The 11231-nt window shown below is 64.6% G+C and carries 9 protein-coding genes; 4 read left to right on the top strand and 5 right to left on the bottom strand.

What is annotated here, in order from left to right:
• Positions 1–60 precede the first annotated feature (60 nt).
• Complete coding sequence (locus ORS3428_RS16375; protein WP_071099334.1) at positions 61–960, bottom strand: LysR family transcriptional regulator; 900 nt, start codon at positions 958–960, stop codon at positions 61–63.
• Between the two features lie 93 nt (positions 961–1053).
• Positions 1054–1431, bottom strand: a complete 378-nt coding sequence (locus ORS3428_RS16370; protein WP_071099333.1) for a VOC family protein — start codon at positions 1429–1431, stop codon at positions 1054–1056.
• A 245-nt stretch (positions 1432–1676) separates the two neighbouring features.
• Here ORS3428_RS16370 and ORS3428_RS16365 point away from each other — a divergent pair, with 245 nt between their 5' ends.
• A complete protein-coding gene (locus tag ORS3428_RS16365; RefSeq protein ID WP_274534812.1) occupies positions 1677–2864 on the top strand; it encodes an Mrp/NBP35 family ATP-binding protein in 1188 nt (395 codons plus the stop codon).
• 10 nt (positions 2865–2874) lie between these two features.
• Here the strand turns inward: ORS3428_RS16365 and ORS3428_RS16360 are convergent, their stop codons facing one another.
• Positions 2875–3324, bottom strand: a complete 450-nt coding sequence (locus ORS3428_RS16360; protein ID WP_071099331.1) for an SRPBCC family protein — start codon at positions 3322–3324, stop codon at positions 2875–2877.
• Between the two features lie 192 nt (positions 3325–3516).
• On the opposite strand from ORS3428_RS16360, the gene ORS3428_RS16355 reads away from it, so the two are divergent.
• Entirely contained in the window at positions 3517–5322 is a 1806-nt protein-coding gene (locus tag ORS3428_RS16355; RefSeq protein WP_071099393.1) for an IlvD/Edd family dehydratase, read from the top strand.
• Positions 5323–5440: 118 nt separating this feature from the next.
• Positions 5441–5839, top strand: coding sequence for a hypothetical protein (locus ORS3428_RS16350; RefSeq protein WP_108723089.1), 399 nt, complete (start codon positions 5441–5443; stop codon positions 5837–5839).
• A gap of 18 nt (positions 5840–5857) precedes the next feature.
• On the opposite strand, the gene ORS3428_RS16345 is transcribed toward ORS3428_RS16350, so the two are convergent.
• Complete coding sequence (locus tag ORS3428_RS16345) at positions 5858–7447, bottom strand: trimethylamine methyltransferase family protein (protein ID WP_071099330.1); 1590 nt, start codon at positions 7445–7447, stop codon at positions 5858–5860.
• Positions 7448–7668: 221 nt separating this feature from the next.
• Positions 7669–9162: a MocR-like pyridoxine biosynthesis transcription factor PdxR gene (pdxR, locus tag ORS3428_RS16340; protein ID WP_071099329.1), complete on the bottom strand. Its 1494-nt coding sequence runs from the start codon at positions 9160–9162 to the stop codon at positions 7669–7671.
• Between the two features lie 425 nt (positions 9163–9587).
• Between pdxR and pgi the strand changes: the two genes are divergently transcribed.
• A complete protein-coding gene (pgi, locus tag ORS3428_RS16335) occupies positions 9588–11231 on the top strand; it encodes a glucose-6-phosphate isomerase (protein ID WP_071099328.1) in 1644 nt (547 codons plus the stop codon).

Raw genomic sequence — 11231 nt, 5'->3', positions numbered from 1 at the left:
AGCTCTCCCGTTGGTTGATAGAAATTTTCTATCAATTTCGATCGACCTGCATTGTCTAACCTAGCGGTGGGCGCGGAAATCGTCTGCCAGCGCCATCGCCTCGTCCAGCAGCGCCTGTACCAGCGGCGTGTGCGGCTCACGCGGCGCCGCCACCAGCCCGACCGTGTGGCTGGCATCCGGCTCGACGATCGGAATGGCTCGGATCGGTTCGGAAAAACCGAATGTTTCCGCGAGGTTGAGCGGCATGATCGACGACCATTTGCCGGTCCGGATATGTGAGAACAAGACGATCATCGAGTTGGATTCCAGCGTCGGCCGCACCTGGACGTTGGCTTCGGCCAGATGCTGGTCGATGATGCGGCGGTTCTGCATGTCCGGTGTGAGCAGGCAGAGCGGCAACTGGCTGATCTCGGCCCATGTCACTTTGTCGCGGTCGGAATAGGGGTTCCCGGCCGCCGTGATCAGTTGGTAGCGCTCGTCATAGAGCGGCACGCTGGTCACCCGCCCCAGCGGCTCGTTGTCGAGATAGGTGATTCCGGYGTCGACATCGAAATTGCCRAGCAGCGTCAGCACCTCGATCGAGGTCCGCGACAGGACCGAGAAGGTGACGCCGGGATGCTTTTCACGGAACGGCGTCGTCAGCCGCGCCACCATGGCGAGCGCCGTCGGAATGGCGGCGATGCGGATGCGGCCCGACAGGCCGTGGCGCGCCGCCCGCATTTCCTCGCGCATGGTCCTTGAGTCGCCGACGATGCGGCGCGCCCACACCAGTACCTGCTTGCCTTCCGGCGTCAGGCCCTGGAAGCGCGAGCCGCGCAGCACCAGCATGACGCCGAGCTGCTCCTCAAGCTGCTTGATGCCGGCCGACAGCGTCGGCTGTGTGACGCCGCACACTTCGGCGGCACGCCCGAAATGCTCCTCCTTGGCGAGAGCGATGAAGAATTCCAACTTGTCGATCATCGGCGCAAGCTACCCAGCCCGGCAAGACTGCGCCAGATGGGATCGGCGTGACCGTTGCACAATCTCGCCGATCATCCGGAAATCGAGCCCGGTCTATTTGCCCACGACGTTCAGGATGTTGCCGTCCGGATCCTTGAACCAGGCGACCTTCATGCCTTGACCGACGTGGATATCGCCCTCGAGCGTCAGGCCGGGCATGTCGTAGTGCTCGAAGGTGACGCCCTTCGACCGCAGCGACTTGACGATCGGCTCGATCTGGTCGCCAACCGCCCAGGTTGCCGCCGTCGCCTTGTTGGTGCCGGCGAATTGCGAACGATAGACGTTGATGAACGTGTCGCCGCTTTTGTAGACGATCAGCTCGCCGTCCATGTCGTCGACCTGCTTGAGGCCGAGCGTTCCCTCATAGAAGGCCTTTGCCTTCTCCAGGTCCTTCACCGCGAGATTGGCCGTTGCATTGCTGTTTTCGAGCATGGCGGTCTCCTTTCCTTGTTGGGCACTCCCATTGGCTGCCGCACCAGAAGCCGGAAAATAGCGTTGCTGTGCCTTCCGGCGACCGCGCCGGCGAGATCGGGATGCATCTTTCTGGAAGACGAAAGAAGCCCGCAAAACCCGACATGCGAGCACAAGTTTTTGAAGCCATGTCGCCGCACTGTCGTTCTGAAGCTTGGTTCTCTCCGAGAACTGCACTATCTGAACCGGCAAACGCCTGGGAAAAGATCATGACCRTTACCAAGGAATCCGTCATCGAGCGCCTGAAGACGGTCAATGGCCCGGATTTCACCGGCAACATAGTCGACCTCGGTCTGGTCTCGGAGATTTTCATCGCCGATTCCAAGGTGTTCTTCTCGATCACCGTTCCTDCTGCCCGCGCCCAGGAGATGGAGCCGTTGCGGGCCGCCGCCGAGCGTGTGGTCAAGGCCATCCCCGGTGTCGCCAACGCCGTCGTCGCGCTGACGGCGGAAAAGAAGGGCGCCGGCATGGAAGCGCCGGTCCGGCCGCGCCCGGCTACGCAGGCAGCGCCGCCGCGGCCCGCCCCGCAGGCGGCTCCGCAGCGTCCGGCGCCGCAGGCGCCCGCCTCGCACGGCCACGGCAAGCGCGGCGTGCCCGGCATCGACGCGATCATCGCCGTCGCCTCCGGCAAGGGCGGCGTCGGCAAATCCACCACCGCCGTCAACCTGGCGCTCGGCCTGGCCGCCAATGGACTGAGCGTCGGCCTGCTCGATGCCGACATCTACGGGCCGTCCATGCCCCGGTTGCTCAACATCCATGGCCGGCCGCAGACGGTCGACGGCAGGGTCCTGAAGCCGATGCAGAATTACGGCCTCAGGGTGATGTCGATAGGCTTCCTCGTCGATGAGGAGACGCCGATGATCTGGCGCGGCCCCATGGTGATGTCGGCGCTGACCCAGATGCTGCGCGAGGTCGATTGGGGGCCGCTCGACGTGCTGGTCGTCGACATGCCGCCCGGCACTGGCGACGCCCAGCTCACCATGGCCCAGCAGGTGCCGCTTGCCGGCGCCGTCATCGTCTCGACGCCGCAGGACCTCGCGCTGATCGATGCGCGCAAGGGCCTCAACATGTTCAGGAAGGTCGATGTGCCGGTGCTCGGCATCGTCGAGAACATGAGCTACTTCCTCGCGCCCGACACCGGCAAGCGCTACGACATTTTCGGCCATGGCGGTGCGCGCCGCGAGGCCGAGCGGCTCGGCGTCACCTTCCTTGGCGAGGTGCCGCTCGAGATGGGCATTCGCAAGAGCTCGGACGCCGGCGCTCCGGTGGTGGTGGCGAAGCCGGACGGCGCCGAGGCCAAGATCTATCGCGACATCGCCTCGAAAGTCTGGGACAGGGTCCAGCAGGAACGCGGCGCGGCGGAAGCGGCGGTGCCGAGCATCGTTTTCGAGTGACCGCGCGGCACTAGCCGCCCACTTTCTCGCCAAACGTCGAGAAGAACTGCCCGGCGAGCTTCTTCGACGTCGATTCGATCAGCCGGCTGCCGAGCTGGGCGATCTTGCCGCCGACTTCGGCCTTGGCGGCATATTTCAGGATGGTCGTGTCCGCGCCGTCGGCGCTCAGCGTCACGTCCGCGCCGCCCTTGGCGAAGCCGGCGATGCCGCCCTTTCCTTCGCCCTGAATCGTGTAGGAATGCGGCGGCTTGAGGTTCTTCAAGGTGACCCCGCCGTTGAATGTCGCCTTGATCGGCCCGATCTTCACCACCACGGTCGCGGCCATCTCGGTGTCCGATTTCTTCTCGAGGGACTGGCAGCCGGGGATCGCCTCCTTGAGAATGTCCGGATCGTTGAGGGCTTCCCACACTTTCGCAACGGGTGCGGCGATCCGCTCCTCGCCTTCGATCACCAAAGCCATCAAGACCTCCCGGATTGCTGATGCCGATTGGTCCTAGCGCGCGGTCCTTTATCTGTCTATCGCACCAAAGTGCGGGTCTGCCGCACCAAAGTGCGGGTCTGCCGCACCAAAGTGCGGGTCCGCGCCACGCGTGCCTCTTGCCTGCATCCGCGCGTTGTCATATCGATTTGTCATACAAATACGGAGACCATGATGGCCGGCGCCMCAACCGACAAGAAGAAATTTCGCTCGCAGGAGTGGTTCGACAATCCCGACAATCCGGGCAWGACGGCGCTCTATCTCGAGCGGTACCTCAATTACGGGCTGACGCGCGCCGAGCTGATGTCGGGCAGGCCGCTGATCGGCATCGCGCAGWCCGGTTCCGACCTTTCGCCCTRCAACCGGCACCACCTCGAACTCGCCAAGCGCGTGCGCGAAGGCATCGTGTCGATGGGCGGCATTCCCTTCGAGTTCCCGTGCCATCCGATCCAGGAAACCGGCAAGCGTCCGACCGCGTCGCTTGACCGCAACCTTGCCTATCTCGGCCTCGTCGAAGTGCTCTACGGCTATCCGCTCGACGGTGTGGTGCTCACCATCGGCTGCRACAAGACCACGCCCGCGCTACTGATGGCGGCCGCCACCGTCAACATTCCGGCGATCGCRCTTTCGGTCGGCCCGATGCTCAACGGCTGGCACCACGGCAAGCGTACCGGTTCCGGCACCATCGTCTGGGAATCGCGCCAGCGGCTGTCGGCCGGCGAGATCAACTATGACGAGTTCATGGACATCGTCGCCTCCTCGGCGCCGTCGACCGGCTATTGCAACACCATGGGCACCGCCACCACCATGAACTCGCTGGCCGAGGCGCTCGGCATGCAACTGCCGGGCTCGGCCGCCATCCCCGCGCCCTATCGTGAGCGCGGCCAGATCGCCTACGAGACCGGCAAGCGCATCGTCGAGATGGTGCATCAGGACCTGAAGCCGTCCGACATCATGACCCGCGAGGCGTTCGAGAACRCCATCGTCGTCAACTCGGCCATCGGCGGTTCGACCAACGCGCCGATCCACCTCAATGCGATTGCCCGCCATCTCGGCGTGCCRCTCGACAATGACGATTGGCAGAAGATCGGGCTCAACATTCCGCTCATCGTCAACCTGCAGCCGACGGGCGAGTATCTCGGCGAGGACTATCACCATGCCGGCGGCGTGCCGGCCGTGGTGGCTGAGCTGATGAAGGGCGGCCTGTTGCCGCATCCCGACGCGGTCACCGCCAACGGCAAGTCGATCGGCGACAATTGCAGGGATGCCGTCAACGAGAACCCGGACGTGATCAGCAGCGTCGCCAAGCCGCTCAAGGCCAATGCCGGCTTCATCAACCTCAAGGGCAATCTGTTCGATTCCGCGATCATGAAGACCAGCGGCATCTCGCCTGAATTCCGCGAGCGCTATCTGTCCAACCCGAACGACCCGGAGGCTTTCGAGGGCAACGCCATGGTCTTCGACGGCCCGGAAGACTACCACGCCCGCATCGACGATCCGGCGCAGGGCATCGACGAGCACACGATCCTGTTCATGCGCGGTGCCGGYCCTGTCGGCTATCCGGGCGGCGCCGAGGTGGTCAACATGCAGCCGCCGGACTACCTCATCAAGAAGGGCATCCATTCGCTGGCCTGCATCGGCGACGGCCGCCAGTCCGGTACGTCCGGCTCGCCGTCGATCCTCAATGCCTCGCCGGAAGCGGCCATCGGCGGCGGTCTGGCGCTGCTCAAGACCGGCGACCGCGTCCGCATCGACCTGAAGAAGGGCACGGCCAACATCCTCGTCAGCGACGAGGAAATCGCCAGGCGGCGGGCCGAGCTCGAAAGCAACGGCGGCTATCACTATCCCAAGCACCAGACGCCGTGGCAGGAGATCCAACGCGGCATGGTCGACCAGTTCTCGGCCGGCATGGTGCTGAAGCCGGCGGTGAAGTACCAGGACGTCGCGCATACCAGGGGCGTGCCGCGCGACAACCACTGAGTTCCTCGCCTGGGAAATCAAGGGCGGCTTGCGAAGCGCGGGCCGCCCTTTTCTATGCCCTTGTTTCGGCCGTCTTGGACATCCAGATAGGCGTCATCTCGACCGGATCCGGGCCATCATGACCAAACGGCGCTCTTCCCTCGGCTTCCTCGGCATGTTCGGCCGCTCGGGCGACCTGCGCCAGCTCGACGACGCCTTGCGCCAAGCCGATCTGCATCCTGCCCTGGTGCCGGAGGGCGTAAAGCTCACCATCGTCAATCTGATGAACGATCGCTGGCCGCAGGAGCCGCCGGCCCAGGCCTATCAATCGGTGGCGCAACTTTGCAGCTATTGCGTTGCCGGCCCGGGGCCATTCGAGGAGGCCAATGGCAGGGAGCTGACGCTGGAAGCCGAGCGCCGCATCGAGGCGGCGCTTGAAGCCGGCGACAGCTTCGACGCGCAGATCGTGCTGATGACGCTGCACGCGAAGCTGATCAACGCCGAAGTCGTCGACCGCTACGGGCTCAGCGCAGAGTGAACTGCGAGAGCGGAGAGATCAGCCGCCCATCTTGTTGCGCGGCAGCTTGATCATCTCGCCGAAGCGGGCGCGCAGCTTGTCGTCGACCAACCTCGACACGTGGCGCGGAAAACGCTCGGCCAGCACGCGCTTCTTCTCGGCGATCGCCCGCTGCAGGATGTCCGGCCGGCCTTTCTCGTTCCATTCCTTGGGCGAGAAGCGGTCGCCGACGGATGGATAGAAATACTCCGTCTGCATCAGCTTCAGCGTCTGCTCGTTGCCGAGATAGTGGCCGGGACCCTGCAGGCAGACATCGGCGATGGTGTCGATGGACAGCGCCTCGTCGGTCACCTCGATGCCGCGCACGCAGCGCAGGCAGTGGCCGAGCATGTCGTTGTCTATGATTAGGCTTTCGAGGCAGAAGCCGAGCAGCGAGGCGTRCATCCCGGCCGATTCATAGACGAGGTTGAGGCCGGAGAGYCCCGCCATCACATTGGTGATGCCCTTCTCGTAGCCGGACTGGATGTCGGGCAGCTTCGAGTCCGTCATGCCGGCGGCTGAGCCGCCCGGAAGATCGTAATATTGCGCCATCTGCGCGCAGGCGGAAGTCAGCACCGACTGCTCGGCCGAGCCGCCGGACATGGCGCCGGTCCGGAGGTCGGAGACGAACGGCCAGGTGCCGAAGATCGCCGGATGGCCTGGCTTGATGGCGTTGACGTAGACAAGGCCCATCAGCACTTCCGCCACCGCCTGCACGACGGCGCCGGCAATGGCAGCGGGGGCCGTCGCCCCGGCCTGGCCGRCCGAGAGCAGCAGGATCGGAATGCCGCCTTCGACGCAGGCTTCGAGCACGCCGCAGGCGTCCTCGGCGAACTTCATCGGCGGCACCACGAAGCAGTTCGAATTGGACACGAACGGCCGCGCCCGGAAATTCTCCTCGCCGCCGGCGATGGCATAGAGCATTTCCAGCGCCGGCTTGACGTTCTCGCGCACCGTGAAGGAGGTGCCGACATGCTTGGAGGTCCCCATCACGCAGGCATAGAGCGTGTTGAWGTCCATCTCGAGCGGATCGGGGATGTCGCGCGGCACCATCGTGCGCTGGAAGAAATGGATGTTGTCGAGCCCGTCGACGAGGCGGGCGGCGTCATAGATGTCCTGCAGCTGTGATTCGCGATATTCGCGCTTCTCGACATCGACGAGATGCACCGCGGCGCCGGCCGTGCCGTAATGCACGCGTTTGCCCTGGATCACCATGTCGTGCTTGGGGTCCTGGCCGTAAAGCGTGAAGTGGCGCGCAGCCTTCTTGATTGTGTCGAGGACCAGCGCGCGCGGCAGGCGCAGGCGCCCGTCATCGCCATAGGTCGCGCCCACCCTGGTCAGCGCCTCGATGCAGGAGGGGATGGCGTTGGCGAAGCCCACCGTCTCCAAAAGCGTCAGCACCGCCTCGTGGATGCGCTCGCAATCGTTCTGGCTCAATGGCCCGTAGCTGCCGCCTTCCAGGCCTGGCCGCACGGGACGGATGTCGTCCGCGAGCGGTGCCGCTCGCATCGCGCGGCGCGCTTCGCGCCCGCCGGATCGTCGCGAACGCTGGTCCGGCGACGCTTCCTGCTTCTCAAGAGCAACTGACATGGAAAGCACTCCACCTTTAGTTTTTCAGAGGCAGGGTGCGTGGCGGTTGGTCCACCATCGGCCTGCCTCGTCCCCTATCGGCCTCGACTATGCCGCTGGCATTGGCACAGCCTATGAGCCAGCCTGTCCCGTCGAGTATGCCACGATGCTAAAGCAGGGAAGGGCCCAAAGAAAAGGGAGCCGGCGCACGCCGGCTCCCCTTTCAAAAATCAGGCCGTGATTCAGGCCGCGGCGGGCCGGCGTCCGGCGGCCGTGGCGAGTTCCCGGATACCGGGCTCGATATGCTGCAGCGAGATCGAGGAAATGYCCAAGCGCATGAAACGCGTGGGCTTTTCGCTGCGGTCGAAGAACCGGTCGCCGGGCTCGATGATGACGCTGCGCGAGGCGGCCGCTTCGGCGAGGCCGCGTGAATCGGTGCCGCGCGGCCCTTCCAGCCAGAGCGATGTGCCGCCCGCCGAGTCGGTCGAACGCCACTCTGGCAGGAAAGCGGAAATCRCATGGACCAGACGCTTGCGCCGCTCGTCGAAAGCGGCCGAGAGCCTGCGCACCAGCGCCTCGTGATGGCCGAGCGACAGGAACAGCGCAACGGCACGCTGGTTGTTCGCCGGCGGGTGCCTGAGCATGAAGCGGCGCAGCGCGCGAAGCTCGGYGATCAACCCGGCCGAGGCGACGATGTAGCCAAGCCTCAGGCCCGGAGCCAGCGTCTTCGACATCGAGCCGACATAGATGACGCGGCCCGAGCGGTCGAGGCTCTTCAGCGCCTGCTGCGGCGCCTCATCGAGAAGCTGGCTGTCATAGCCGTCCTCGATGATGATCTGGTTGTTGCGGTTGGCCCTAGCCAGCAGATCCTGCCGCCGCTCCGGCGACAGCGGCACCATCGTCGGGCAATGGTGACTGGGGGTGACGAACACGAAGCCGGAATCGCTGGGGATCGCTGAGGTCGCGATGCCCGAGTGGTCGACCGGAACCGGCTGGATGTCGGCGCCCGCCAGCCGGAAGATCGAGCGGGCGTCCGGATAGCCGGGGTCTTCCATCGCCACCTTGGAGCCCTTGGTCATCAGCAGCGAGGCGAGCATGTAGAGCGCGTTCTGTGCGCCCAGCGTCACGATGATCTCATCCGGATTGGCGAAGATGCCGCGCCGCGGCAAAAGCCGGGCCTGGATCTGCTCGATCAGCAGCGGATCGTCTCGGTCCACCATGTCGGACGCCCAGTTGCGGATCTCCAGCACCGCCAACGCCATGCGGTTGCATTCGCGCCATTCGGCGGTCGGAAACAGCGCCGGGTCGAACTGGCCGTAGACGAAGGGGTAGGAGGACTTGATCCAGTTGTCATGCTTGGCCGGAGGCGGCATGTCGCTGGCCGCGATCTGCCGGCGCGCCTTCCAGTCGATCTCGTTCTGCTGGTCCGGCGCCTTCTGGTGCGGCTTGGCGGGGGTGGCCAGCACGTCGGGGTTGACGAAATGGCCGCGCCGCTCGCGCGCCACCAGGAAGCCCTGGTCGACCAATTGCTGGAAGGCGAGCACCACCGTGCCGCGGGCAACCCCGAGCTTTTCCGCCAGAATTCGGCAGGACGGCAGCGGCATCGAAGCAGCGATTTGGCGGTCGAGGATGGCTGCGACGATCGCCTGGCGGATCTGAGCCTGGAGGGTTTGTCCGGATTCGGCCGAAATCCGGAACAGGCCGGACCATATGGCCGTGTCATTGCGCTGTGGCATGGGAGATCTTCCTCGGATGACCAGCGGTTTTTACTTGGCTGGACCAGTAGAGTGTATGGTTGGCATAAGGGGTTGCGCCAATCAATTTTTCTGATCGCTGGGATTTATGCCAGTGATCCATTGACCGCGAAACGCTGTTGCGGTGCATCATAAGAGCGTGATGCAATGCGGTCTCGAGGTCCTAACGCCTTGCCTCATCTAGGCTTGACACCCTAGGTCATAGAGGCGTGACGCCTTGCGTCATCGAAGCGTGACGCCTTGCGTCATCGAGGCGTGACGCCTGGCGTCATCGAGGCGTGACGCGTTGCGTCATCGCCGCCGCGCTTGAACCAAATGGAAATCGGTTCAATAGAATGACGCGCCGACACGCGCCGGAAACATCCGGCCTGTTAAGATAGGTCCAAAAACCCGCCAGGAGCCCGCCAGTGGATCAGCCAGCCTTCGACAAGCAACTTGCCGCGTTGCGTGATCAGCGCGCGGCGGCAGCAGGCACCATGCGCGAGGCCTTCGCCGCCGATCCCAAGCGCTTCGAGAAGTTTTCCGCCACCGATGGCGACCTGCTGATCGACTGGTCGAAATGCGCGATCGACGCCGACACGATGGCTATGCTGGAGAAGCTCGCCAGCGCTGCCGATATCGAGGGCCGCCGCGCCGCCATGTTCGAAGGCAGGAAGATCAACATCACCGAAGGCCGCGCCGTGCTGCACACGGCGCTGCGCAACCTGACCGGCAAGGGCATCATGCTCGACGGCCAGGACGTGAAGGCCGATGTGATTGGTGTGCTCGACGCCATGGGCGCCTTTGCCGATGCCATCCGCTCGGGCGAGGCGGCCGGCGCCACCGGCAAGAAGATCACCGACATCGTCAATATCGGCATCGGCGGCTCGGATCTTGGACCGGCGATGGTGACGCTGGCGCTGGCGCCCTATCATGACGGGCCGCGCGCCCATTATGTCTCCAATGTCGACGGCGCCCATATCCACGACACGCTGAAAGGCCTTTCGCCCGAAACGACGCTGTTCATCGTCGCTTCCAAGACCTTCACCACGGTCGAGACGATGACCAACGCCGAGACGGCGCGCAAATGGGTGGAAAAGGCGCTGGGCGCGGAGGCGATCGGCAAGCATTTCGCCGCCGTCTCGACGGCGCTCGACCTCGTGGCCAAGTTCGGCATCGCCTCGGACCGCGTCTTCGGCTTCTGGGATTGGGTCGGCGGGCGCTACTCGGTCTGGAGTGCCATCGGCCTTCCGGTGATGATCGCCATCGGTCCGCGCCACTTCCGCGCCTTCCTCGACGGCGCGCATGACATGGACGAGCACTTCCGTGCCACCCCGCTGCAAAAGAACCTGCCGGCTTTGCTTGGCCTCATCGGCTGGTGGCACCGGGTCGTCTGCAAATATCCGGCCCGCGCCGTCATCCCTTACGATCAGCGCCTCTCACGCCTGCCCGCCTATCTGCAGCAGCTCGACATGGAATCGAACGGCAAGAGCGTGACGCTTGATGGCGGCGCGGTGACCACCCCGACCGGCCCGCTGGTCTGGGGCGAGCCCGGCACCAACGGCCAGCATGCCTTCTTCCAGCTCCTGCATCAGGGCACCGACTTGATCCCGGTGGAGTTCCTCGCGGCCGCCGTCAGCCACGAGYCCGAGCTGAAGAACCACCACGATCTGCTGCTCGCCAATTGCCTGGCCCAGTCGGAGGCCTTCATGAAGGGTCGCACGCTGGAGGAGGCGCGCGCACAGATGCTGGCGAAAGGCATGAAGCCCGCCGATGTCGACCGCATTGCGCCGCACCGGGTCTTTTCGGGGGACCGTCCCTCGCTCACCATCCTCTATCGCAAGCTCGATCCGCGCACGCTCGGCCGGCTGATCGCGCTTTACGAACACCGCGTCTTCGTCGAGGGCACACTGTTCAACATCAACTCGTTCGACCAGTGGGGCGTCGAGTTGGGCAAGGAACTGGCGACGGGCCTGCTGCCTGTCGTGGAAGGCAAGGAGACTGYCGCAAATCGCGACGCCTCGACTGCCGGACTGGTGGCTCATATCCACCAATTGCGCGGCGCGGAGTAA

The sequence above is a fragment of the Mesorhizobium sp. ORS 3428 genome (genome assembly GCF_001854785.1).
In the GTDB taxonomy this organism is placed as follows: domain Bacteria; phylum Pseudomonadota; class Alphaproteobacteria; order Rhizobiales; family Rhizobiaceae; genus Mesorhizobium.
This window is presented reverse-complemented; position numbering and strand designations above follow the sequence as displayed.